The sequence below is a fragment of the Kitasatospora indigofera genome (genome assembly GCF_014655955.1).
In the GTDB taxonomy this organism is placed as follows: Bacteria; Actinomycetota; Actinomycetes; order Streptomycetales; family Streptomycetaceae; genus Kitasatospora; species Kitasatospora indigofera.
In genome coordinates this window covers 218,546-243,951 of record NZ_BNBO01000002.1, presented here as the reverse complement: position 1 = coordinate 243,951, position 25,406 = coordinate 218,546, and the positions used below count along the sequence as shown (strand labels likewise).

The 25,406-nt window shown below is 73.8% G+C and carries 17 protein-coding genes; 4 read left to right on the top strand and 13 right to left on the bottom strand.

Annotated features, from left to right (window positions below; translation table 11 throughout):
* Positions 1-331 precede the first annotated feature (331 nt).
* The 3 genes from IE329_RS03060 (at position 332) to IE329_RS03050 (ending at position 4,278) form a co-directional block, all read left to right on the top strand.
* Positions 332-1,015, top strand: a complete 684-nt coding sequence (locus IE329_RS03060; RefSeq protein ID WP_190209193.1) for a helix-turn-helix transcriptional regulator — start codon at positions 332-334, stop codon at positions 1,013-1,015.
* Positions 1,016-1,291: 276 nt separating this feature from the next.
* A complete protein-coding gene (locus IE329_RS03055; protein WP_190209192.1) occupies positions 1,292-3,115 on the top strand; it encodes a bifunctional metallophosphatase/5'-nucleotidase in 1,824 nt (607 codons plus the stop codon).
* A gap of 167 nt (positions 3,116-3,282) precedes the next feature.
* Positions 3,283-4,278 (top strand): aminoglycoside phosphotransferase family protein, encoded by a 996-nt coding sequence (locus IE329_RS03050; RefSeq protein ID WP_190209191.1) that lies wholly within the window; start codon positions 3,283-3,285, stop codon positions 4,276-4,278.
* A 33-nt stretch (positions 4,279-4,311) separates the two neighbouring features.
* Here IE329_RS03050 and IE329_RS03045 read toward each other — a convergent pair whose 3' ends face one another.
* Complete coding sequence (locus tag IE329_RS03045) at positions 4,312-4,692, bottom strand: hypothetical protein (protein WP_190209190.1); 381 nt, start codon at positions 4,690-4,692, stop codon at positions 4,312-4,314.
* 103 nt (positions 4,693-4,795) lie between these two features.
* Positions 4,796-6,064, bottom strand: coding sequence for an MFS transporter (locus tag IE329_RS03040; protein WP_190209189.1), 1,269 nt, complete (start codon positions 6,062-6,064; stop codon positions 4,796-4,798).
* A 72-nt stretch (positions 6,065-6,136) separates the two neighbouring features.
* Here IE329_RS03040 and IE329_RS03035 point away from each other — a divergent pair, with 72 nt between their 5' ends.
* Positions 6,137-7,117 (top strand): ArsR/SmtB family transcription factor, encoded by a 981-nt coding sequence (locus tag IE329_RS03035; protein ID WP_190209188.1) that lies wholly within the window; start codon positions 6,137-6,139, stop codon positions 7,115-7,117.
* A gap of 79 nt (positions 7,118-7,196) precedes the next feature.
* Here the strand turns inward: IE329_RS03035 and IE329_RS03030 are convergent, their stop codons facing one another.
* From IE329_RS03030 to IE329_RS02980, 11 genes are all read right to left on the bottom strand, one after another.
* On the bottom strand, positions 7,197-8,654 hold the full coding sequence (locus IE329_RS03030) for an aldehyde dehydrogenase family protein (protein WP_190209187.1): 1,458 nt from the start codon (positions 8,652-8,654) through the stop codon (positions 7,197-7,199).
* A gap of 67 nt (positions 8,655-8,721) precedes the next feature.
* Complete coding sequence (locus IE329_RS03025; protein WP_190209186.1) at positions 8,722-9,588, bottom strand: helix-turn-helix domain-containing protein; 867 nt, start codon at positions 9,586-9,588, stop codon at positions 8,722-8,724.
* Between the two features lie 589 nt (positions 9,589-10,177).
* Positions 10,178-11,638, bottom strand: coding sequence for a glutamate synthase subunit beta (locus tag IE329_RS03020; protein WP_190209185.1), 1,461 nt, complete (start codon positions 11,636-11,638; stop codon positions 10,178-10,180).
* Entirely contained in the window at positions 11,631-16,244 is a 4,614-nt protein-coding gene (gltB, locus tag IE329_RS03015) for a glutamate synthase large subunit (protein ID WP_190209351.1), read from the bottom strand. Before gltB ends, IE329_RS03020 begins: the two co-directional genes overlap by 8 nt.
* 591 nt (positions 16,245-16,835) lie before the next feature.
* A complete protein-coding gene (locus IE329_RS03010) occupies positions 16,836-17,582 on the bottom strand; it encodes a VIT1/CCC1 transporter family protein (protein WP_190209184.1) in 747 nt (248 codons plus the stop codon).
* Positions 17,583-17,787: 205 nt separating this feature from the next.
* Positions 17,788-18,816 (bottom strand): prolipoprotein diacylglyceryl transferase, encoded by a 1,029-nt coding sequence (lgt, locus tag IE329_RS03005; RefSeq protein WP_190209183.1) that lies wholly within the window; start codon positions 18,814-18,816, stop codon positions 17,788-17,790.
* A 206-nt stretch (positions 18,817-19,022) separates the two neighbouring features.
* Positions 19,023-19,889, bottom strand: a complete 867-nt coding sequence (locus IE329_RS03000; protein WP_190209182.1) for a DsbA family protein — start codon at positions 19,887-19,889, stop codon at positions 19,023-19,025.
* A 95-nt stretch (positions 19,890-19,984) separates the two neighbouring features.
* Positions 19,985-20,521 (bottom strand): MauE/DoxX family redox-associated membrane protein, encoded by a 537-nt coding sequence (locus IE329_RS02995; protein WP_190209181.1) that lies wholly within the window; start codon positions 20,519-20,521, stop codon positions 19,985-19,987.
* Between the two features lie 172 nt (positions 20,522-20,693).
* Positions 20,694-20,951: a hypothetical protein gene (locus IE329_RS02990; RefSeq protein ID WP_190209180.1), complete on the bottom strand. Its 258-nt coding sequence runs from the start codon at positions 20,949-20,951 to the stop codon at positions 20,694-20,696.
* Between the two features lie 180 nt (positions 20,952-21,131).
* The gene (locus IE329_RS02985) at positions 21,132-22,646 is read right to left on the bottom strand and encodes an extracellular solute-binding protein (protein ID WP_190209179.1); all 1,515 of its coding nucleotides are present in this window, start codon (positions 22,644-22,646) and stop codon (positions 21,132-21,134) included.
* Positions 22,643-25,402, bottom strand: a complete 2,760-nt coding sequence (locus IE329_RS02980) for a caspase family protein (RefSeq protein ID WP_190209178.1) — start codon at positions 25,400-25,402, stop codon at positions 22,643-22,645. Before IE329_RS02980 ends, IE329_RS02985 begins: the two co-directional genes overlap by 4 nt.
* Positions 25,403-25,406: the final 4 nt, after the last annotated feature.

The window sequence follows — 25,406 nt, the reverse complement described above, 5'->3', positions numbered from 1 at the left end:
GTGGTCCCCTCGGCCGAGGACCCGGACACGCCGGGCCGAACGGGTTGCTACTGCGTTCACGCAGCCGGAGGCCCTGACGCTGCATCAGCGGGCCCCCGGAGGGCTGTGAGCTTCGTCGCACGGCTCCCGGGCCGGCCGCCCGATCTCGTGGTGCACCACGATGGCCGGTGGGGCCCGCGGGCCGGGAGCATGGGTACCTGGGGGTCGAGGCGATGCCGGTCGGCCCCCTTTCCACATCGTGGGCCCTTCCCGCTGTCAGGCACATGCGGACCATGCTCCCAGCGTTCACACCGCCGGGCCGTGGCGGGCCCGGCATCCAGGAGGGGGAGCCATGACTGTCCTGCAGGCCGACGGAGCCGTCCGGTCCGGGGTACGACCGGGGGTACGGGCCGGGGTGAGGATCCCCGTGGTGGTCCACGCGGCGGACCCGATCTCCCGGGCCGGCGCGGTCAGCCAGCTCAAGCAGTGCGCCACGCTGGAGCTCGTCGAGGAGCAGCGGACGGCGTCCGGCGCGGTCGCCGTGATGCTGGCCGAGACGGTGGACGCCTCGGTGACGGCGGCCCTGCGACGGCTGGTGCGCGGCGGGGAGGTCCGGGTCGTCCTGGTGGTCGAGCGGATGCGCGAGGCCGAGCTGCTGGAGGCGGTCGAGTGCGGGGTGGCGGCGATCCTGTGGCGCCGGGAGGCCACCGCGCCGCGGCTGGGCCAGGCCGTGCTGGCGGCCGCCCGGGGCGACGGGGACCTGCCGGCCGACCTGCTGGGCCGGCTGATCGTGCAGATGGGGCGGCTGCAGCGGAGCGTCCAGGGGATTCCCGGGTTCACGCCGCCGGGGATCTCGGAGCGCGAGTCGGACATCCTGCGGCTGGTCGCGGAGGGCTGGGACACCGCCGAGATCGCCGCCAAGCTGTCCTACTCGGAGCGGACGGTGAAGAACGTCCTGCACGGGCTGACCACGCGTCTGCACCTGCGCAACCGGGCCCACGCGGTCGCGTACGCGCTGCGCGAGGGCTACATCTGACGGGTCCCGGGCCGGGTGGCGGGCGGCCCGGCCCGCCACCGGGCCCGGCCGGGCGGAGGGGCACCAGGCGGTGCACCGGGCAGGGGCGCCCGGCACCGGCCGGCCGAGGACGCCGGCCCCGGCCGCCGTCATTCCGGAGTCGCCAAGATCTCACCTGTTGGAAACGTCCGGGGGCTATCGGCGCGGGCCCGTGCCGAGGCAGACTTCTACGCGCGTTCCTCTACGCGCGTCACCACCCTTTGACGGTCCGTCCACAGTCCCCACCTGGAGTCGTTGATGCCCCTGAACCGCCGTGACTTCGTCGCCCGCTCCGCCGCGACCGCCGCCGGCGCGGCCCTGGCCGGCGGCGTCTCGGTCGCCGCCGCCGCCCCCGCCGCGGCCAAGGGCGCCGAGCCGCAGGACAAGAAGGCTCCCAAGAAGCAGGCCTTCACCGTCATGGGCACCACCGACCTGCACGGCCGGGTGCTCAACTGGGACTACTTCACCGACGCGGTCTACGCCGACAAGGCGCACAACGAGGTCGGCCTCGCCAAGATCTCCACGCTGGCCAAGCAGGTCCGCGAGGAGAAGGGCTGGGACCGCACCCTGCTGATCGACGCCGGCGACACCATCCAGGGCACCCAGCTCACGTACTACTACGCCCGGGTCGACCCGATCGCCACCGACGCCGACACCGCGCCCGAGCACCCGATGGCGCTCGCCATGAACACCATGGAGTACACCGCCGCCGCGCTCGGCAACCACGAGTTCAACTACGGCATCGACACCCTGCGGGCCTACGAGGAGCAGCTGGACTTCCCGCTGCTGGGCGCCAACGCGCTGCACGCGAAGAACGACAAGCCGGCCTTCCCGCCGTACGTGATCCGCAAGATCAAGCTGCCCGGCGGCCCGGCGCTCAAGGTCGGCATCCTCGGCCTGACCAACCCCGGCATCGCCATCTGGGACAAGGCGAACGTGGCCGGCAAGATGACCTTCCCCGGCATCGTGGAGACCGCGCGGACCTGGCTGCCGAAGCTGAAGGCGGCCGGCGCGGACGTCGTCGTGGTGGCCTGCCACTCGGGCATGGACGAGGCGACCTCCTACGGCGACCAGCTGCCCTGGGGCGAGAACGTCTCGGTCGCGCTGGCCGAGCAGGTCGCGGGCATCGACGCCGTCCTGGTGGGCCACGCGCACAAGGAGATCCCGCAGCGGCTGGTCGTCAACAAGGAGACCGGGAAGACCGTCGTGCTCTCCGAGCCGCTCTGCTGGGGCCAGCGGCTGACCTGCTTCGACTTCGAGGTCGAGCTGGACAAGGGCGCCTGGAGGGTCACCTCGCTCGCCGCCCGCGTCCTGAACTCCAACACGGTGCCGGAGGACCCGGAGATCGTGAACCTGATGACCGCCCAGCACAAGAAGGTCGTCGAGTACGTCAACCAGGTCATCGGCACCGCGAAGATCGAGCTGTCGATCGCCGAGGCGCCGTTCCAGGACACCCCGATCATCGACCTGATCGGCAAGGTCCAGGCGGACGTGGTCAAGGCGGCGCTGGCCTCCACCGCGTACGCCGGCCTGCCGGTGCTGGCCCAGGCCGCGCCGTTCAACCGCACCGCGAAGATCCCGGCCGGGCAGGTCAAGCTGCGCGACGCCGCCGGGCTGTACATCTACGAGAACACCCTGGAGGCGCGGATCCTGACCGGCGCCCAGATCAAGGACTACCTGGAGTTCTCCGCGAAGTACTACAACCAGCTCGCCCCGGGCGCGGCGGTCGACAAGGCCACCCTGACCAACGCGCAGAACATCCCGGACTACAACTACGACTCCGTGTACGGCGTCACCTACGACATCGACATCGCCCAGCCGGCCGGCTCGCGGATCGTCAACCTGTCCTTCGACGGCAGGCCGATCGACCCGGCCGCCCAGTTCGTGCTGGCCGTCAACAACTACCGCGCCAACGGCGGCGGCAACTTCCCGCACGTGGCCGCCGCCACCAAGGTGTGGGCGAACTCCGACGAGATCCGCAACGCGATGATCGGCTGGGTGAAGGAGAAGGGCGTCATCGACCCGGCCGACTTCGCCTCGGTCTCCTGGCGCCTGGTCCGGGCCGGCGTCCCGGTCTTCTAGATCCGGCAGGCGCCCGGGCACCCGCACACCTGGGCCCCGGCCCGGAGCCACCGCTCCGGGCCGGGGCCCTTCGCACGCCGGCCGCGGCGCGGGCGGCCCCCGGCGCGGGCGGGACACGCGCCGAAAGGCGGTGGCGGGCCCGGACGGCACCCGGGCAGCATGGACGGATGACCGAGACGATCACGCCCCGCCCGGTGTACGCCAGTACCGCCGTCCGCCCGCGGTGGACGGACCTGCCGCCGTGGGTCCGGGAGCTGATCAGGCGCCGGCTCGGCGGGCCGGTGGCGGCGGGGGCCAGCGCGGGCGGCGGCTTCACCCCGGGGTTCGCGGCCCTGGTGCGGGGCCCGGCGGGCACGGAGTTCGTCAAGGCGGTCGACGCCGTGGCCCACCCGCACATCGCGGACTGCTACCGGCGGGAGGCCGCGATCAACCGGGCACTGCCGGCCGGTGTGCCCGCGCCCGCGCTGCGCTGGGCCGAGGAGAGCGCCGGCTGGGTGGTGCTCGGCTTCGACCCGGTACCGGGGGCCCGGATGCCCGCCGACCCCTGGCGGCCCGAGGAGCTGGCCGCGGCCCTGGACGCCTGTGCCGCCCTGGCCGGGGCGCTGGCGGGCCCCTCGCCGGAGCTGCTGGCGCTCGGCCTGAAACCGCTGCGGCCGGAGCCCGGCGAGGACGACTTCGACGACTGGCGCAGGCTGGCCGGCGGCGCCCCCGGCGCCGAGCTGCTGCCCGGCTGGTTCCCGGCCGGGCTGATCGAGCCGCTGGCCGCCCTGGAGGAGCACTGGATCGCGGCGACCGCGGGCGACGCCGTCCTGCACGAGGACCTGCGCCGGGACAACATCGTCCTGGACGCCGCCGGGCGGGCCTGGATCTGCGACTGGAACTGGCCCCGGCTCGGCGCGAGCTGGTTCGACCTGACGCTGCTGCTGGCCACCGCGCACGCCGACGGCCACGACGCCGACCGGCTCTTCGGCAGGCACCCGGCCGCCCGCGACGCGGCCCCGGAGCAGCTGGACTCCGCGCTGGCCGCCCTCACCGGCTACTTCCTCCGCTCGGGCGGCCAGCCCGACCCGCCGTCCGGGTCCCGGATGCTGCGCCGCCACCAGACCTGGAGCGGCGAGGTCACCCTGCGCTGGCTGGCCGCGCGGCGCGGCTGGCGGGTCTGACCGGGCGCCCCCGGACGCCACCGGTGGTCCCGGTCAGCCGCCGGTGGGTGCGGCGAAGGTCTCGACCGGCCCGAACTCACCGAAGAAGACCTTGTTGACGACCGGCACCCCCTGGACGTCCATCCGCTGCTCGAAGCGAACGGTGCGGCCCTGGCCGTCGATCCACAGGTCGCAGTCGAAGTCGGTGACGCCCTTCGCCTTCATCGTGCGCAGGACGCCCGGGTCGACGGTGGCCACCTGGTCGAGGCCGAGGTGCCCGGCGAGGTGCTGGGCGGGCGCCCCGCCCTCGTTCTCCATGCCCTTGCGGGCGGAGGGCCCGGTGGCGAGCAGGAGCTTGGCGTACCCCGCGTAGTTCGCCTGGCCGGCCATGTCGTCGGTCCGGGCGGCCCTGGTCCACGCACTGCCGGCCTTCACGCGGTTGCGGACGACCTCATACGGACGGCATCGTTCCGGAACCGGCCTTCGCACCCACCGGACACCCCGCGCGGCGAGCCCCGCCGGCTCCGCCGACGGGAGGTCAGCTCGCCCCGGCCGGAGCCACGAGGCGGCCGGCGGGTGCGACCATGCGCTCCAGCAGCAGCAACGCCGGCACCGCGGCCACCGCCAGGGCCGCGAGGAAGGCCCACGGCCAGAGCGTGCCCCGGACGAGCAGCAGGGTGAGCAGCCCGGGGGCGAGCGCCTGGCCGGTGTTCCAGGACAGCTGGTAGACGGCGAGGTAGCGGCCGCGCAGGGCGGGGTCGGCCAGGCTGACGCTGAGGTCCTCGGCGAACGGGGTGGCCATCGTCTCGGCCGCGTTGAAGAGGAACATCGCGGCGTGCAGGCCGGCCAGGACGGCCCAGCCGGGTGCCGAGGCCATCAGGGCGAACAGGGCGAAGGCCACCGCGTTGACCAGCGACGCGGCCGCCAGCACCCGGGTGGGCCGGAACCGCTCCAGCCGGCGGGCGACCACGCTCTGGGTGAGGACCACCTGGACGCCGTTCATCACCAGCAGCGAGCCGGCCACCCAGGCCTGCTGGTGCAGGCCCTCGGTGAGGTAGACGGCCAGCAGCATGCTGATGATCATCGAGCCGAAGACCGAGCAGAGGTTGATCCCGACCAGCAGGACGTAGCGGCCGTCGCGCAGCACCCGGCGGTAGCCGCCAGCCGGGGCGCCGGGCCGGGCGGGCGCCGCCGCGCCGGGCGTACCGGCCGGGCGCCAGCGGGCCAGCAGGACGGTCGCGGCGGCGTAGCTGAGGGCGTTCAGCAGCACCAGCAGCCGCAGGCCGCCCGTGCCGCTGCCGGCCACCACCAGCGAGCCGAGTGCCCCGCCGATCCCGAGCCCGGCGTTGCGCAGGGTCTGCACCAGCGCGAACCAGCGGGTGCGCTCGCCGCCGGCGGCGGCCAGCACCACCAGGCCGGTGCTGGACGTCCAGTAGGCGACCGCGCCGGCCTGGGCGAGCAGGCAGACCAGGACGATCTGCCAGGCCTGCCGGGCCGCCAGGAAGCCGCCGTACGCGAGGGCCGACAGCGCGTTGCCGCAGGCCGCGACCTGCCGGGCGCCGAAGCGGTCGATCAGCGGGCCGGTGAGGATCGCGGTGGGCAGGGCGAGCAGCCGGGCGAGGGTGACGGCGGCGCCGACGGCGGCCACCCCCAGCCCGGTCGTACGGGTGAAGTAGAGGACGGTGAAGGCGAGCAGGAGCCCGGTGCCGAGGCTGTCGACGAGGTGGGCGCCGACGAGCCGGCGCCGGCCGGTGGTGTCCGGGAGGCCCAGGCGGTCCTGGACGGATACGGGGACGGTGCTGGTCATGCACCGAGCCTTGCGGCGATGATCGGTGACGCCCAGGGATTTCGTCCTGGTCGAATCCTCGGAGGGGAAGACGTGCTTACGCTGCGGTTCTCGGCGCAGGACGTGGCGGCCACCCGGTTCGCCTGCTCGCGCCTGCTGGAGGTGGTGACGAGCGTCCAGGTGCTGAAGGACCCGGGCTCGCGGGCGGTGCACCTGCCCTGGGTCCGGCGGGCCCGGGCGGACCTCGCCCGGGCCGGGGTGACGTACGAGCTGCTGTCGCAGCTGGTACCGATGCCGGCCTGGCACCTGCCGGACTTCCTGACCCCGGTGCCGGCCACCACCGCGCCCGGGATGGACGAGGAACTGGCCGGGCTGGCCGCCACCGCGCCCGGCACCGTCCGGGCCGACCTCGCGCCGGCCGACCGGCCGCTGCCGCCGCTGGTGGCCGCCCTGCACGCGGACCCGGCGGCGGGGCTGGCCCGGCTGACCGAGGAGGTGCGGGCCTACTGGACGGTGGCCGTCGAGCCGTACTGGCCGCGGATCGCCCGGCTCGCCGAGGGCGAGATCCTGCACCGGGCCCGGCGGATGGCGGCCGGCGGCCCGGCCGCGCTGTTCGAGGGCCTGCACCCGAAGGTCAGCTGGCAGGACGGGCGGATGACGGTGTCCCAGCGCCGGTACGAGATCGACGAGTCGCTGGACGGCGGGCGCGGGCTGGTGCTGGTCCCGTCGGTCTTCGTCTGGCCGGGGTGCGTCCTGCAGACGGGCCCGCAGGCGCAGCCCGGGGTGGTGTACCCGCCGCGCGGGGTGGCCACCCTGTGGGAGGGCGGCGCGGCGACGCCCGACGCGCTGGCGGGGGTGCTGGGCCGGGCCCGGGCCGGGCTGCTGGCCGAGCTGGAGTCGCCGGGCTCCACCACCGCCCTGGCGCAGCGGACCGGACTGTCGGCGCCCAACGTCTCGCACCACCTGACGGCGCTGCACGCGGCCGGCCTGGTGGCGCGCCACCGGACCGGCCGCGAGGTGCTGTACCTGCTGACGGCGCTCGGCCAGGCACTGCTGGAGGGCGGCGCGCCCTGAGCCGCCGGGCCCGGGGCGCCCGTCCGTGGGCCACCGCGGTGGCCGCCGCCCCGCGCCGGGGGCGGCGGGCAGCGGGGCGTCAGAACGGGAAGCGGCTGCGCCCGTGCTGGATGGAGATCCACTTCACCGTGGTGAAGGCCTCGACCGTGGCCTCGCCGTTGAGGCGCCCCACGCCCGAGTTCTTCTCCCCGCCGAACGGGACGACGGGCTCGTCGTGGATGGTGCCGTCGTTGATGTGGATCATGCCGGTCTCGATCCGCTGCGCCAGCCGGACGCCGCGCTCCACATCGCCGGTGTGCACGGCGCCGCTGAGGCCGAACGGCGTGTCGTTGGCGATCCGGACGGCCTCGTCCTCCCCGTCGAAGGGCACCACCAGGACGACCGGGCCGAAGAGTTCGCGCTGCAGGATCGGCGCGTCGGCGGGGAGCCCGCCCAGCACGACCGGGTCCATCAGGGTGCCGACGGTCTGCCCGCGCAGCAGCGCGGTGGCGCCGGCCTCGATCGCGCGGTCGACCTCGGCGGTCAGCGACTCCGCCTGGTTGGCGTTGATCAGCGGGCCGATCTGGGTGGCCGGGTCCTTGGGGTCGCCGACCTTCAAGGAGGCGACCTTGGCGACGAAGCGGCGGGTGAACTCGTCGGCGACACCGCGGTCCACCAGCACCCGGTTGGCCGCCATGCAGACCTGGCCCTGGTGGGCGAAGCGGCTGAACACGGCGGCGTCCACCGCGTAGTCGAGATCGGCGTCGTCCAGCACGATCAGGGCGCTGTTGCCGCCGAGCTCCAGCACCGTCCGCTTGAAGTGGCCCGCGGCCACGGTGGCGACGTGCCGGCCGACCGTGTCGGAGCCGGTGAAGGAGATCACCTTGGGCACCGGGTGCTCGATGAAGGCGTCGCCGATCTCGGCGATGTCCGTGATCAGCACGTTGAGCAGGCCGCCGGGCAGGCCGGCCTCCTCGAAGATCCTGGCGATCAGGGTGCCGCCGACGACCGGGGTGTTCTGGTGCGGCTTGAGGACCACGCCGTTGCCGAGCGCCAGCGCGGGGGCGACCGCCTTCAGCGACAGGAACAGCGGGAAGTTGAAGGGGCTGATCACCCCGACCACGCCGACCGGCAGGCGGTAGAGGCGGTTCTCCTTGCCGTCCACCGGCGAGGGCAGGATCCGGCCCTCGGCGCGCAGCGAGAGCTGCATCGCCTCGCGGAGCACGTCCTTGGAGAGCGAGAGCTCGAAGGCCGCCTTGAGCGCGGTGCCGCCGAGTTCGGTGATGATCGCCTCGGTGATCTCCTGCTCGCGCTCCTCGATCACCCGCAGGGCCCGCTCGAAGACCAGCCGCCGCGCGTACGGGTTGACCTGGCTCCAGGCCCGCTGGGCCCGCTCGGCGGCGCGGTAGGCGTCGTCGACCTCGGCGGCCGTGGCGACGGTGATGGCGGCGAGCTTGTCCCCGCTGTACGGGTCGATGTCGACGATGTCCCAGGAGCCGGAGCCCGTCCGCCATTCACCGTCGATGTACTGACGCGACAGTTCCGAAAACCAGGACATCTGATCCCTCTCACCCACGAAGCCGGAGTCAGCAGATTATCTGACTCTTCATCATCGTGGGCACACGTCACAGTTCCTGACGGACCGCCGCCAGCAGCTTCAACGTCTCCTCGGGGCCCAGGCTGTCGGCCACCAGCCGGTCCATCGCCCGCCCGTACTCGGCGACCTGGTCCGGCTTGTCCAGGTACAGCGCGCTGGTGAACTGCTCCAGGTACACCACGTCCGCCAGATCCGGCTCCGGGAAGCCCAGCAGCGAGAAGGCGCCCGCCTCCGCCCGGACCCCGCCCACCCCGAGCGGCATCACCCGCAGGTCGACCCTCGGCAGGCCGGCGAACTCGGCCAGCCGGTCGATCTGGTCCCGCATCACCTCCGGGCCGCCCCAGGAGCGGCGCAGCGCCGCCTCGTCGATGACGGCCAGCAGGCTCGGCCCGCGCTCGGCCGTCAGCAGCCGCCGGCGCCGCGTCCGCACCTCCACCCGGCGCTCGATCTCCGCCGGCTCCGCCGCCGGGTTGCCGCGCGCGAAGACGGCCCGCGCGTACCCGGCGGTCTGCAACAGCCCGGGGATGAACTGCACCTCGTAGCTGCGGATCCCGGACGCGGCCTCCTCCAGCCCCAGATAGGTCTGGAACCACACCGGCAGCACATCGCCGTACCCGTGCCACCAGGACGGCGCGTTGGCCTCCCCCACCAGTCCGAGCACCGCCGTCCGCTCCCCGTCCGCGCGGATCCCGTACAGCGTGAGCAGGTCGGCGACGTCCCGCTCCTTGAAGCTCACCCGCCCGAGCTCCATCCGGCTGATCTTCGACTCGGACGCCCGGATCGAGTACCCGGCCTGCTCGCGCGAGACACCGCTGGCCTCCCGCAGCCGGCGCAGCTGGGACCCCAGCATCAAGCGCCGCACCGTCGTCCCGCCACCGGTCTGCGTTGTGCCCATCCTGCGAACCTCCGCCTCTCACGCGCCCGCCCAGGCCTACCGCCGCAGTCTGCCACCTAGCACCGACATTCGGCGCCCAAACCAACGGACGATACACAACTGTGGTACGCAGAAAGGCCCGTGAGACCAACCGACACCAATGCGACGCCCCCACCCCGGCCCGGATCACGCACATTCCGCACCCCGGAGACGACCGGGGGTCCCGGCGACAGTTCGGAGGCAACAGCAACGGCGTCGACACCGCAACAAGCCCCGGAGACGACCGGACGCGCCCGGCCCCCGCCCCAACCGACCCGTCTTGACCCCGCCCCCCAACAGCCGCGCCCCGAGCCGAAGGGGCGCGCCGGTGCCGAAAGGGAGAGAGCGAGGGAGCGACCGACGAAGGAGGGAGAGAGGGAGCGACCGACCGTCGGCACCGGACGAGAAGCGCCCCGGAGGCGAGCGGGCGCACAAAAAAGAACAGCACCTGCCCCCAACTTGGTCGGGGAGGGGGCAGGTGCTGTCATGACCGCATTGGCCCGGCGGCTCTGGCGGGTCGGCGGTTGGTGCAGCCCGGCGATGCGGCACCGGGCGGTACGGGTCGATCCGGTCAGACCACCAGGGGACGGTCGGTCGGGCGGATCGGGGCGGGCAGCGCGGTCTTGCCGCCCAGGTACTTGTCCACCGCGGCGGCGGCGGAGCGCCCCTCGGCGATGGCCCAGACGATCAGCGACTGGCCGCGGCCGGCGTCGCCGCAGACGTACACGCCGTCCACGTTGGTGGCGAAGGCGCTGTCGCGGTTGATGTTGCCGCGGGCGTCGAGGTCGACGCCCAGCTGCTCCACCAGGCCGTTGGCGGTGTCGGTGCCGGTGAAGCCCATGGCGAGGGTGACGAGCTGGGCCGGGATGGACCGCTCGGTGCCCTCGACCGGCTGGAACCGGCCGTCCTTGAACTCGACCTCGACGAGGTGGAGCTCCTGGACGTTGCCGTCCTCGTCGCCGGTGAAGTGGGTGGTGTTCACGCTGTACACGCGCTCACCGCCCTCCTCGTGCGCGGAGGTGACCTTGTAGAGCATCGGCATGGTCGGCCACGGCTGGCCGGTGGGCCGGTCGTCGCCGGGGCGCGGCATGATCTCCAGCTGGGTGACCGAGGCCGCCCCCTGGCGCAGCGCGGTGCCGAGGCAGTCGGCGCCGGTGTCGCCGCCGCCGATGACGACGACGTGCTTGCCCTTGGCGCTGATGGGCGTCTCGACGAAGTCGCCCTCCTGCACCTTGTTGGCCAGCGGCAGGTACTCCATCGCCTGGTGGATGCCCTTGAGCTCCCGGCCGGGGACGGGCAGGTCGCGGGCGGTGGTGGCGCCGGCGGCGACGACGACGGCGTCGAAGCGCTCGCGCAGCTGCTGGCCGGTGATGTCCTCACCGACGCTGACGCCGGTGCGGAAGCGGGTGCCCTCCGCGCGCATCTGCTCGACGCGGCGGTTGATGTGGCGCTTCTCCATCTTGAACTCGGGGATGCCGTAGCGCAGCAGGCCGCCGATGCGGTCGGCGCGCTCGTACACCACCACCGTGTGCCCGGCCCGGGTGAGCTGCTGGGCGACGGCGAGGCCGGCCGGGCCGGAGCCGACGACGGCCACGGTCTTGCCGGACAGGCGCTCCGGGACCTGCGGCGTGACGCCGCCGTTGTCCCAGGCCTTGTCGATGATGGTGACCTCGACGTTCTTGATGGTCACCGCGTCCTGGTTGATCCCGAGCACGCACGCCGACTCGCAGGGAGCCGGGCAGAGGCGGCCGGTGAACTCCGGGAAGTTGTTGGTCGCGTGCAGGCGCTCGATCGCGCCGGACCAGTCGTCCCGGTAGGCCAGGTCGTTCCACTCGGGGATGAGGTTCCCGAGCGGGCAGCCGTTGTGGCAGAACGGGATGCCGCAGTCCATGCAGCGGCCGGCCTGCTTGGTGATGATCGGAAGGAGGCTGCGCTCGACGTAGACCTCGTTCCAGTCCCGGATCCGGACGTCGACCGGCCGGCGCTCGGCGAGCTGCTTGGGCGTGGTCAGGAAGCCCTTGGGGTCAGCCATTTGCCGCCTCCATCATCTTGCGAGTGGTCTCGGACTCGGAGAGCCCGTCGCGCTCAGCGGCATCCTTGGCGGCGAGCACAGCCTTGTAGTCGGTCGGCATGATCTTGGAGAAGCGGGAGACCCCGCTCGCCCAGTCGGCCAGGAGCTCGGCGGCCACGGTGGAGCCGGTCTCCTCGTAGTGCTGCTGCACGGTCTCGCGCAGCCATTCGCGGTCGGCGGCGGTCGGGGCCTCGATGCCCACCATGCCGTCGTTCACGTTGGCCGGGCGCAGGTCCAGGACGTAGGCGATACCGCCGGACATGCCCGCTGCCAGGTTGCGGCCGGTCTCGCCGAGGACGACGACCCGTCCGCCGGTCATGTACTCCAGGCCGTGGTCGCCCACGCCCTCGACGACCAGGGTGGCACCGGAGTTGCGAACGGCGAAGCGCTCGCCGGCCTTGCCGCGCAGGTGGATCCGGCCGCTGGTGGCACCGTACCCGATGGTGTTGCCGGCGATCACGTGGTTCTGGGCGTCGGCGCCGATGGCGGCCGCGTCCCGGGCCGGGCGGACGATCAGCACGCCGCCGGAGAGGCCCTTGCCGACGTAGTCGTTGGCGTCGCCCTCCAGGCGCAGCGTGACGCCGCGCGGCACGAAGGCGCCGAAGGACTGGCCGGCGCTACCGGTGAAGGTGACGTCGATGGTGCCCTCGGGCAGGCCCTCGCCGCGGTACCGCTTGGTCACCTCGTGGCCGAGCATGGTGCCGACGGTGCGGTTGACGTTGCGGATCGGCAGCTGGATGCGGACGGCGTCGCCGCGCTCCAGGGCGTCCTCGGCCAGCGTGATCAGCTGGTTGTCCAGGGCCTTGTCGAGCGAGTGGTCCTGGGTGGTGGTGTTGTGCAGGGCCGCGCCCTCGGGCAGCTCGGGCACGTGGAAGAGCGGCGCCAGGTCGAGGCCGGCGGCCTTCCAGTGCGTGATCGCCTCGGCCGCGTCGATGTGCTCGGCGTGGCCGACGGCCTCCTCGATGGTGCGGAAGCCCAGCTCGGCGAGGATCTCGCGGACCTCCTCCGCGATGAACTCGAAGAAGTTCACCACGAACTCGGGCTTGCCGGTGAAGCGCTCGCGCAGCACCGGGTTCTGGGTGGCGACGCCGACCGGGCAGGTGTCCAGGTGGCAGACGCGCATCATGATGCAGCCGGAGACGACGAGCGGCGCGGTCGCGAAACCGAACTCCTCGGCGCCGAGCAGCGCGGCGATGACGACGTCGCGGCCGGTCTTCAGCTGGCCGTCGGTCTGCACCACGATGCGGTCGCGCAGGCCGTTGAGCAGCAGGGTCTGCTGGGTCTCGGCGAGGCCGAGCTCCCAGGGGCCGCCCGCGTGCTTGAGCGAGGTGAGCGGGGAGGCGCCGGTGCCGCCGTCGTGGCCGGAGACCAGCACGACGTCCGCGTGCGCCTTGGAGACGCCGGCCGCGACCGTGCCCACGCCGACCTCGGAGACCAGCTTCACGTGGATGCGGGCCGACGGGTTGGCGTTCTTGAGGTCGTGGATCAGCTGAGCCAGGTCCTCGATGGAGTAGATGTCGTGGTGCGGCGGCGGGGAGATCAGGCCGACGCCCGGGGTGGAGTGCCGGGTCTTGGCGACCCACGGGTAGACCTTGTGGCCGGGCAGCTGGCCGCCCTCGCCGGGCTTGGCGCCCTGCGCCATCTTGATCTGGATGTCGTCCGCGTTGACCAGGTACTCGCTGGTGACACCGAAGCGGCCGGAGGCGACCTGCTTGATGGACGAGCGGCGCGCCGGGTCGTACAGGCGCTCCGGGTCCTCGCCGCCCTCACCGGTGTTGGACTTGCCGCCCAGCTGGTTCATCGCGATGGCGAGCGTCTCGTGCGCCTCCATCGAGATGGAGCCGTAGGACATGGCGCCGGTGGAGAAGCGCTTGACGATCTCGGAGACCGGCTCGACCTCGTCGATCGAGATCGGGGCGCGGCCCTTGCCGTCGAGCTTGAACAGGCCGCGCAGCGTCATCAGCCGCTCGGACTGCTCGTTCACCCGCTCGGTGTACTGCTTGAAGATGTCGTAGCGGCGCGAGCGGGTGGAGTGCTGCAGGCGGAACACCGTGTCCGGGTCGAACAGGTGCGGCTCGCCCTCGCGGCGCCACTGGTACTCGCCGCCGATGTCCAGCGCGCGGTGCGCGGCGGCGATGCCGGAGGCGGGGTAGGCCTTGGCGTGGCGCGCGGCCACCTCCTTGGCGACCTGCTCCAGGCCGATGCCGCCGAGCTTGGTGGTGGTGCCCGCGAAGTAGGTGTCCACGGTCTGCTGGTCGAGGCCGATGACCTCGAAGACCTGGGCGCCGCGGTAGGAGGCGACGGTGGAGATGCCCATCTTCGACATGACCTTCAGGACGCCCTTGCCGAGCGCCTTGATCAGGTTCTTGATGGCCTTCTCGGGCTCGATGCCCTCGATGAACACGCCCTGGGCGACGAGGTCCTCGACGGACTCCATGGCCAGGTACGGGTTGACCGCGCCGGCGCCGTAGCCGACCAGCAGGGCCACGTGGTGGACCTCGCGGACGTCACCGGCCTCCACGATCAGCGACACCTGGGTGCGCTGCTTGGTGCGGATCAGGTGGTGGTGCACGGCGGAGGTGAGCAGCAGCGACGGGATCGGCGCGTGCTCGGCGTCCGAGTGGCGGTCCGAGAGCACGATGATGCGGGCGCCGTCGGCGATCGCCGCGTCGGCCTCGGCCGCGACGGCCTGCAGGCGGGCGGCGAGCGCCTCGCCACCGCCGGAGACCTTGTACAGGCCGGACAGCGTGACGGCCTTCAGGCCGGCCTGGTCGCCGTCGGCGTTGATGTGGACCAGCTTGGCCAGCTCGTCGTTGTCGATCACCGGGAAGGTGATGCCGACCGAGCGGCAGGCGGCGGCCTCGGCGGCCAGCAGGTTGCCCTCGGGGCCGAGGTTGCTCAGCAGCGAGGTGACGAGCTCCTCGCGGATGGCGTCCAGCGGCGGGTTGGTGACCTGCGCGAAGAGCTGGATGAAGTAGTCGAACAGCAGGCGCGGCTTCTCGGAGAGCGCCGCGATCGGGCTGTCGGTGCCCATCGAGCCGAGCGCCTCGCCGCCGGTGCGGGCCATCGGCGCGAGGATGACGCGGAGCTCTTCCTCGGTGTAGCCGAAGGTCCGCTGGCGGCGGGTGACCGAGGCGTGGGTGTGCGCGATGTGCTCGCGCTCGGGGAGCTTGGCGAGCTGGATCTGGCCGGCCGCGATCCACTCCTCGTACGGGTGCTCCGCGGCGAGGGCGGACTTGATCTCCTCGTCCTCGACGATGCGGTGCTCCGCGGTGTCGATGAGGAACATCTTGCCGGGCTGCAGGCGGCCCTTCTTGACCACCGTCTCCTGCTCCAGGTCGAGCACGCCGACCTCGGAGGAGAGGACGACCAGGCCGTCCTCGGTGATCCAGTAGCGGGCGGGGCGCAGGCCGTTGCGGTCGAGGACCGCGCCGATCTGGGTGCCGTCGGTGAAGGTGACGCAGGCCGGGCCGTCCCAGGGCTCCATCAGGTTGGAGTGGTACTGGTAGAAGGCGCGGCGGGCCGGCTCCATGGTGGCGTGGTTCTCCCACGCCTCCGGGATCATCATCAGCACCGAGTGCGGCAGCGAGCGGCCGCCGAGGTGGAGCAGCTCCAGGACCTCGTCGAAGGACGCGGAGTCGGAGTGGTCCGGGGTACAGATCGGGAAGATCCGCTCCAGGCCCTGGCCGTTCTTGTTGGCCGGGATCAGGTCGGTGGCGAGCTGGGACTCGCGCGCGGTCATCCAGTTCCGGTTGCCCTTGACCGTGTTGATCTCACCGTTGTGCGCGACGAAGCGGTACGGGTGGGCCAGCGGCCAGCTGGGGAACGTGTTGGTGGAGAAGCGCGAGTGGATCAGGCCGATCGCGGAGGCGAAGAGCCGGTCCGACAGGTCGGGGAAGAAGGGCTCCAGCTGACCGGTGGTCAGCATGCCCTTGTAGACGATGGTGCGGGCGGAGAGCGACGGGAAGTACACGCCGGCCTCGCGCTCGGCGCGCTTGCGCACGACGAAGGCGACCCGGTCCAGCTCGATGCTGGTAAGGTCACCCTTACCAGCGCCGGCGGCGAGGAAGACCTGCCGGAAGCGCGGCATGACCGAGCGGGCGGTGGCGCCGAGCAGGTCGGGGGTGACCGGCACGTCGCGCCAGCCGAGGACGTCCAGGTCCTCGTCGGCGGCGATGGCCTCGATCTGCGCGACCGCGGCGGCGTCGGCGGCGTCCTCGTCGGGGAGGAAGGCGATGCCGACCGCGTAGGAGCCGGCGGCGGGGAGCTCGAAGGCGACCTTGGAGCGCAGGAACGCGTCGGGGACCTGGGTCAGGATGCCCGCGCCGTCACCGGAGTCCGGCTCGGCGCCCGTGGCACCGCGGTGCTCCAGGTTGCGCAGGACGGTGAGCGCCTGCTCGACGATCTTGTGGTCGGCGATGCCGGTCAGCGTGGCGACGAAGCCGACACCACAGGCGTCGTGCTCGTTCCGCGGGTCGTACAGGCCCTGAGCAGCAGGTCGCGCATCCGGAACGAGCGCGTACGGCGAGCGCGATGCGCCGGCCTTGGGCTCGTTGTCGGAGTGCATGGATGCAGACAGCATCGGCTCTCCCGTCGTCGTCTTGGTTTTGGGGGCCCGCGTCCGGCCGGGGGCCTGGAGCGGACTCTGTGCAACAGGGACGACGTTGGCCCTCTGCGATTTCGTGCAGGTTACATGATGCCCGACATCCCGGGAAGTGGACATTGGCGTCCACATGGCGGACGCAAACCCCAGGTCAGGGCCTATTACCCACCGGTAGCACCGGCCGGGGGAGGCGAACACTCGTCCGCACGCTCCCACCAGTGTGCCCGCATGCCGCAAGCCTGAAACAGCGGCGAAACGCCCCTGAACCAAGATCGCTCCGGGGTGGCCTGCGATTCTCACCCCGGGGTCGGCCCGGGGTATGGATTCCTCGGGCCGACGGGCTCGAAGCCGATGCTAGGACAACCGAGCACCTCGGTCCCATGTGCGGAACGTCACGCAGCACCCGGCATAACCATGCATCGGACTGTGCCATCGCACGACGGCGCGGGCGGGGTGCGGGCCGGCCTGCCCCGTCACCCCGCCCGCGCCGTCCGGCCAGGCCCTTCTCCCCGGTCTTCCGTTCTCCCGGGTCGCCCCGGGCGGCGCCGCCGGGGGTCAGCCGACCGCGCCGCCGATCAGCCGGCCGAGCAGGAAGGTCACCCCGGCCGCGGCCCCGCCCAGCACCAGCTGGCGCGCCCCGCTGAACCACCAGCTGCGGGCGGTGACCCGGGCCACCACCGCGCCGCAGGCGAACAGCCCGGCCAGCGAGAGCAGCAGGGCCGGCAGCAGCGAGGTCGCGCCGAGCAGGTACGGCAGCAGCGGGAGCAGCGCGCCCAGGGCGAAGCAGACGAACGAGGAGGCCGCCGCCACCACCGGCGAGGGGAGGTCGTTCGGGTCGATGCCGAGCTCCTCCCGGGCGTGGATCTCCAGCGTCCGGTCCGGGTCCGCCGAGAGCTGGCGGGCCACCTCCAGCGCGAGGTCGGGGTCGACCCCGCGCGAGGCGTACAGCTCGGCCAGCTCGGCCAGCTCGCCGTGCGGGTTGCGGCTCAGCTCCAGCCGCTCGGCCTCGATCTCGGCCTGCACCAGCTCGCGCTGCGAGGCCACCGAGGTGTACTCCCCCGCCGCCATCGAGCAGGCACCGGCGGCCAAGCCCGCCAGGCCGGTGAGGACGACCGTGCTGCTGGAGACCGCGCCGCCGACCACGCCGGTCATCAGCGCGAAGTTGGAGACCAGTCCGTCCATCGCGCCGAACACCGCCGGCCGCAGCCAGCCGCCGTTCACGTCGCGGTGGTGGCCCTCGGCGGGGATCCGCGGCTTGGGGTGCTGGTCGTCGGTCAGGCGCTCGATGATGGTCGTGGTCATGTGGTCGGTCCTCCGTCGGTGCACTCCCCCAGCCCGGACGCGGGCACGGCGAAGAGCCGTGAGAATGGCTGCCCGCGGGGCTCTCACAGCACTGAACGTAGTCCGATGATCAGGTGTTTTCCAGCAAAGTAAGGCTGTCCGAACAGCACTCCGGCCGCCCGCCACCTGGTCGGTGGGAGCGGCCGGAGCGGCAGGGACGTGCAGGTCAGGGCGTCTTCTTCGGCTCCGCCCGGTGCGCTTCGGCGGCGGCGTCGGCGGCCCGGGGGCCCTCCTCGGCCCGGCCGGACCCGTCCGCCTCGTCGATCACGTCGGCCGCGTCCGCCCCGGGCGCCCGGTCCGTCCCGTCCGCCTCGCCGGCCGGACCCTCGGCGGCGGCAGCGGCGGCAGCCGCGGCCCGCTCGTCCCGGGAGACCGGGTCGATCGAGTCCGGGTCCTCCCGGCCGGGCCGCTTCTTCCCCACGATCACCAGGTAGGCGACGGCGCCGAGGAAGACGACGATCGCCGTCCAGTCGTTCAGGCGCAGGCCGAAGAAGCGGTGCGCCTCGTCGATCCGCAGCGCCTCGATCCAGAACCGGCCCACCGTGTACGCGGCCACGTACAGCGCGAACGCCCGGCCGTGGCCGAGGGTGAAGCGGCGGTCCGCCCAGATCACCAGCAGCGCGACGCCGACGCACCAGAGCGACTCGTACAGGAAGGTCGGGTGGTAGATCCCCTGGACGACCTCGCCGTCCGGCAGGGTCTTGTCGATCTCCAGGCCCCAGGGGAGGGTGGTCGCCTTGCCGTAGAGCTCCTGGTTGAACCAGTTGCCCCAGCGGCCGCAGGCCTGGGCGAGCGCGATGCCCGGCGCCAGGGCGTCCGCCCACGGGGGCAGCGGCACGCCGCGCCGGCGGGCGCCGATCCAGGCGCCGACCGCGCCGAGCGCGATCGCGCCCCAGATGCCCAGGCCGCCCTCCCAGATCTTGAAGGCGTTCCAGGGGTTCCGGCCGTCCCCGAAGTACAGCTGGTGGTCGGTGATCACGTGGTAGAGGCGGCCGCCGACCAGGCCGAACGGGACGGCCCAGACGGCGATGTCACCCACCGTGTGCTTGGCGCCGCCGCGGGCGACCCAGCGCTTGCTGCCGAGCCAGACGGCCACGACGACACCGATGATGATGCAGAAGGCGTACGCGCGCAGCGGGACCGGTCCCAGGTACAGGACGCCCCGCGACGGGCTCGGAATGTAAGCGATATTCATGGCAGGGTCGACGCTACCGTGTCGACGGGCCCGATCGGCCACCGGCGAGGGTCACAGATCGCACTCGGTCCGCGCGGCCGCCCCCGACGAAGGCGCAGGCCCGGACGCGGGGCCGGGCGGGGAGCAGGGCTCGGGCCGGACGGGGAGCGGGCCCGGACGCGGAGCAGGGCGCCGCTCCGGCCCGGGCCCGCCCGGGCGGCCGCCGCTCAGCCCCCGGCGCCGGGGGACGGGTTGTTGCTCTCCGAGGCGGTGCTGGTCGGGGCCGCACTCTGGCCGTTGGTGCCGGGGGTGCCGAGCGTCTTGCCCTGGTTGGCCGCGTCCACCCACTTCACCAGGTTGGCCGGGGTGATCTCCTCGGTGCCCATCTTCGGGTAGACCGGCTCGCCGTTCAGCAGCACGGTCGGCGTGGACTTGAAGTTGGACTTGTCGAAGTCCTGCTGGACGGCCGACACCCAGCCGCCGAAGGTGTTGTCGTTCACGCAGGCCTGGAAGGCCGGGGTGTCCAGGCCCGGGATCGGCTTGGCGAGCGCGATCAGGGTGGCCTTGTTGCCGAAGGCGTCGTTGGTCTCGTCCGGCTGGTTGCGGTACAGCACGTCGTGGTAGTCGCGGAAGTGACCGGCGTCCTGGGCGCAGCCCAGGGCGTTGGCCCCGTACCGGGATCCCTTGCCGGGCACCGCCCGGTCGATGAACGAGACGATGTGGTAGTTGACGAAGAGCTTGCCCTGGTCCTCCAGCTGGTCGATGGTCGGGCCGAACTCACGCTCGAAGGCGCCGCAGGCCGGGCAGCGCGGGTCCTCGTAGACGGTGAGGGTGGAGGGGGCGTCGGCCGAGCCGACCGGGATCACCAGGTTCTTGTCGCCGATGGTGCCGGCCGGGGCGGCCACCGGGGTCTCCGGCTTGGAGCGGTTGTTCTGCACCACCACGCCGACCACGGCCGCGACCGCGATCACCGCCAGCACCGATCCGCCGACGATCAGCTTCTTGTTGCGCCTGGCCTTGGCCTCCTGCGCGGCCCGCTCCTCCTGCATCCGCTCGCGGGCGGTGCGCTTGCCATCTCGGTTCTTCTCGCTCATGTGACTGGACATCCAGGGTCGGGGCCGGGCCGGGGCCGGCGGGTGGAGGTGGGCGCCGGCCCGGCCCGGGCTGACCGGGCCGGGCCGGGTGTGGCTCAGGCCGCCAGCCAGGCGTCGGCGGAGAGCTTGGTCCGGGGCCGGTAGACCAGCCAGGCGGCCAGCAGCAGGAACCCGGTGTCGCGCAGGATCTCCTGCAGGTACTCGGTCTGCGAGGCGTCGACGGTGCCGCCGCCGCCGAAGCAGCCGCAGTCGATCGAGATGCCGCGCACCCAGGCCGAGGTGATGCCGGCGATGAAGGTGAGCAGCAGCAGCGCGGAGACCACGGCGACGATCCGCACGCCGAGCCCGATCACCAGCAGGACGGCGAGCGCCACCTCCAGGAAGGGCAGCGCGTAGCCGACCGGTTTGACCAGCGACTCGGGGAGGATCTCGTACGCCCGGACGGCCTGCGCGGCCTCCGCCGGGTCGGAGATCTTGGCCAGGCCGGCCCAGCCCCAGACCACGGCCAGGGCGAGCCGGACGACCGTGCCGATCCACTCCCCCGCCGGGCCGTCGGCCACCCTTCGCAGTGCGCCGCCGACCGGCCGGGTGGCGGTGTGCGGGTGCGACGGGGCGCCCTGCTGACCGGCCATCGGAACCCCCTCGGGAATCGCCTGCCGGCCCTCGGCGGGCTCGGCCTCACGCGGATCTGCCGTGGTGTCACCCACGCTTTCCTGGTGAACCGTAGGGGATCGGTGGTGGTTCCTCCCATATGCGGCCGTTAAGCCGAAAGAGTGAGTTTTTGGGCTGTTCCGTCCGCCCGTGCTACCGTCCCGCGCCTCCGCAGCCGACCGGGCGGGCGGGCCCGCCGAGGACCGGGCGGCCCTGCGCGCCCGACCGGTCGGCCCGGGCCGCGGCGCTCAGCCTGGCCGCCTCCGCGCACTCCCAGGCCTGCCGCTCGGCGCGCTCCACACCCCGCCTGGCCAGCGCGTGTCCGACCGTGGTGTCCGCCCCGGCCGCGAGACCGAGCGCCAGCGCGGCGGCGGCCGCCCGGAGCAGGACGGCTCGTTGGAGACCCGGCACCGGCAGACCCCTTCGTTCACCCGGACGGCTGAGCTGTGCACGAACGACGGACGGCGGACGGCACCGCCGATTCGTCCCTCCACTCAACGCGGGTCAACCGCGGCTGATGCGCGGCGCCCGCACTCTTCACTCGTTCGGGTGCATGACGCCGGCGCCACCACCGGACGGGGTGACCGGGGCTCAGTTGCCGCCCCGCAGCACCGCCGCCAGCCTGCGGTCCAGGTCGTCGGCGGTGGGGAGCGGCCCGCCGGCGGGCTCCAGCATCCGGCCGACCTGGGCCTGCACCTCGTGCGTGAACGCCTCGTAGTAGGGCGTGGCCGGCCGCGGCCGGGCGCTGCCGAGGGCCCGTCGGAGCGTCTGCGCGTACCGGGGCAGTCCGTCCGCGCCCCGGACGGCGCCCGCCCGTCCCTCCGGCTCCCCGGCCGACGGCCCCGCGGACGGTCCGGCCGACGGTCCGGCGGACGGTCCGGCGGTGAGCGGGCAGCGCGGCGCGCCGGGCCCGCCGGCGTACGCCGAGTCGCGGGTCGCGGCCAGGCCGCCCTCCAGCAGGCAGCGCTCGCTCTCCCGGCCGGTCAGGAACCCGATCAGGGCGGCGGCGGCCTCCGGGTGGGCGGACTCCGTGGTGACGGCGAGGTTCTGCCCGCCGAGGACGGACACCCCGGGGGCGCCGCCCGGGTCCCTGGCCGGCAGGGTGGTCACCTCGAAGTCCCGGCCGGGCACCAGGGTCTGGGCCAGCACGCCGTACGCGTAGGGCCAGTTGCGCATGAAGACCACCTCACCGGCGGCGAACGCCCGCAGGCTCTCGGTCTCGTCGGCCGAACGGGCCGAGGCGGGCATCATCCGGCGGTCGTGGTAGCGCGCGGCCAGCGCGTCCAGTCCGCTCTGCGCGCGGACCTGAAGGCTGCCCTCGACCGGCGTGCCGTCCGCGCCGGCCAGTTCGCCGCCGGCGCCCCAGATGGCCTCCAGGGCGTTCACGGTCAGGCCCTCGTAGTCGCCCAACTGCGTGATGTATCCCGCCTGGTAGGCCGTGTGGACGCCACGGTCGAGGGCGGCGTCCACCTGCTCGACGTCCCGCTTCAGCCCGGGCCAGTCGGCCGGCCCCCGGCCGTCCGGCCCCGAGTCCGGGGTCCGCGCCGCGCGCAGCAGGTCCAGCCGGTAGTACAGCAGGCCCGCGTCGGTGTTGAACGGCCGTCCCCAGACCCGGTGGTCGAACTCCACCGTTCGCCGGGCGCTGTCCAGGAAGTCGCCGTCGTCCGTCCAGGGCAGCTCACGGATCAGCCCTGCCTCGGCGAACTCCGCGGTCCAGGTGACGTCCAGGTTGAGCACGTCGTACCGGGCGCCGCCGGACTGCTCGGCGGCCACCATCTGGCTGCGCTGGAGGTCCGCGTCGGCGGACAGCTCCACCACCCGGACGGGATGCCCGGGGCAGCGCCGGTTCCACTCCTCGACCAGGCGCCCGCGCACGCCGCTGCCGGACAGGTCGCTCCCGGTGGCCAGCCGGATCACCGAGGGCGGCCCGTCCGGGCAGCCGGTGGCGTCCGTGCCGTACAGCGGCGCGGGGGTGTCGCCGCCGGTGCAGCCGGCCAGCGCGGCGAGCAGAAGCGCCGCCGCGAGGGCGCCCGGCCGGCGGCCGGTCCGCCCCGGGGCCCGGCCGGCGCCCCGGTGCCCGGCCCACTGCCGCACACGGTTCCTCATCCCGTCCCTCCGGAGCCCACCGCGGCCACCAGCCCGGCGAGTTGGGAGCCCAGACCGTCCGCGCCGGGCAGGCAGCGGCCGCCGCTGAAGGCCGCCAGGTCGTCGAGCGTCGAGTGGCACCCGGCGGCCGGCAGGGCCGCCACGACCACCGGGATCTGCGGCCGGCCGAGCGCCGCCGACCGCAGCAGGGCGCGCGCCGCCTCCTGCCCCTGCGGGTCGTCCGTGCGGCGGATGTCGCCGTCGGTGATGACGACCAGCAGCTGGGGCTGCCGGCCGGCGCCCTCGCGCAGCGCGTCGAGGCCCTGGGTGACCGCCTCGTACAGCTGGGCGGAGAGTGGCAGGGCCACCGCCCGGGACAGCGCCCGCCCGCCCGCGACCGGGTCGGTCGAGCCGAGCGGTACCGGCTCGTCGTGGCCGGAGCCCGTGGTGCCCGCCGCGGGGAAGGTCCACAGGCCGTAGGAGTCCTGCGGGCCGAGCACCCGCAGGGCCCGGTCGAGGGCCGCGACGGAGGCCGCCAGCTTGCCGTTGTCGGCGGTGGAGCCCGACACGTCGAGCAGGAAGAGCACCCGGCCGGGCAGCCTGGCCTGGGCGTACCCGGCCAGGGCCGTGGTGATCTGCGCGGTGTCGGGCCCGGCGGGGCCGGGGCCGGTGGCGCCGTCCACCGGGGCGGGGAGCTCGAAGCCCTGGTCGGTCCAGGCCCGGCCGCCGCCGTCCGGGGCGAGCAGCCAGTCACGGAACAGGCCGGCGGCGGCCAGCCGTTCGGCGCCGTCCCGGGCGCCCGGCCAGGAGACCGTCACCATCGGGTGGTCGAGCACGGGCACGCCGGCCGGGTAGTAGCGGGCCAGTCCGGGCCCCGGCGCGGCCGAGGGCCGGTCGGCGCAGCCGGTGACGTCCGGCGCCCCCGCGTCCAGCCGGCTGAGCGCCTGTTCGGTGACCAGGACGGCCAGTTGGTCCTGCTTGCCGGCCTGGGAGGCGAGTTCGCAGAGCAGTTGGCGGGCGTCGCCGCTGGAGCGGCCGGGGACGGCGAAGCCCTTCTCCAGTCTTCGGGCCTCGGCGTCCGGCAGGGTGACCTGCCGGCCCAGGGTCCCCTGGTAGCCGAGGTAGAGGCCGACGGTCTGCAGCAGGCCGGTCGCGGAGGTCGCCGGGTTGGGCCGCAGCAGCTGGACGGGGGCCGGCAGCCGCTGCAGGGCGGCCAGGATCGTCTCCCAGCTGGATCCGCGCGGCTGGACGCCGGCGGCGCTCAGGTCCGCCGCCACCTGCGGGGGCAGGCCGAGGACGAGCGGGGTGAGCGCCAGCGGGCCCCGCGAGGTCAGGACGAGGCCGTCGAGCGCGGGCGGCCGGGTCTGCACCTCGGCGAGTTCGGCGCTGGAGTCCGGGATCCAGAGGTCGGGCTGCGGGCCGACGTCGCGCAGCGGCACCAGGCAGCCCCGCCCGGCCGCCGCCGGTCCGGGCTGGGCCTCCCCCTGCGCCGCCTCCCCGGCGGCGGGGCTCGCGGCGGGCGCGGGGTCGTCGCAGCCGGCCGCCGCCGGGCCCGGTCCGGGCCGCGCGCCGTCCGCCCAGTCGGCGGCCGCCGCGAAGGCGCTGCGGGTGAGGTCGGCCGGCGCCGCGTAGACGGACAGGGTGATCCGGCGGCACTGCGCCGGGGTGCGGTCCCCCGGCGCCAGCCTGCGGTGGTTGAGCGGTGAGCCCTCGAAGCCGTCCGCGGCGGCCGCCACCGCCGCCCTGCTCTCGGTCGAGGCCAGCACCCGCAGTTGGAGCGGCAGCGGGCAGGGGTAGGGGTCGTCGCCCCCGTGCGACCACCAGGCGAGTCCGCCCGCCAGCAGGGTGAGCACGACCCCCAGCCGGGTGGCGGTGCGCAGGCCCGGCAGCAGCGGCCGGCACCTGGCCGCGGCCGACGCCAGCCGGTCCGCCGTGGCGCGCGAGGCGGCGCGGACCGGGGCGGGCAGCCGGACCCGGGCGCGGCGCGGCGGGGGTTCGCCGCCCGGGCGGCTGAGGATGACGGCGCTGCCGGTGTGCGAGTACTGCGGGCTCCAGGAGTGCGCCCGCCGGTCGTCCTCGGAGAGCGCCTCGACCTCGGCCCGGGTGGGTTCGCGGTCGGTGTCGCCGACCGGCAGCAGCCGGAACTTGAACCGGCCGGCGATCCGCTCGTGCAGCAGCGCGACGTCGACGCCGGAGGTGTGCTGCCCGTTCGGCGGCAGCCCCAGCTGCTCCACCAGCACCTCGGTGTACGGGGAGAGGGCCTTGCCGTGGTCCTGCGGGGTCTCCCGGTTGGCCTGGACGGAGGCGAGGACGGCGCAGTTCTCCCGGCGCTCCGTGTCGTGCAGCGCCCGCCCGGAGTAGCAGCAGTCCAGCACCACCACGACCTGGGCGGCGCCGGTCCGCCGGAGCGCGGCGGCGAGCACGTCGTAGGAGAGGCCGAAGCTGTCCGGGCGGTCCGGGCGGCAGGCGGAGTCGGCCATCCCCAGGCGCAGGGACTGGTCGACGGGGTCCAGGTGGCCGTGGCCGGAGAAGTACAGCAGCAGCAGGTCGAGCCGGGGCCGCCGGCGGGCCGAGCGCACCGCCGCCAGCACCGACCCGGCGGTCGGCGCGGGCAGCGTCCGGACCTGCGAGGCCTCGGCGATGCCGGAGCGGGGGTCGGTCAGGGCGCGGCGCACGGCGGCCAGGTCGCCCGAGATCTGGGGCAGGCCGCCGGGGCCGTCCGTGGTGCCGATCAGCAGGGCCCGGACCCGCCCGGGGCGGGGCAGCCATCCGGCCACGCGC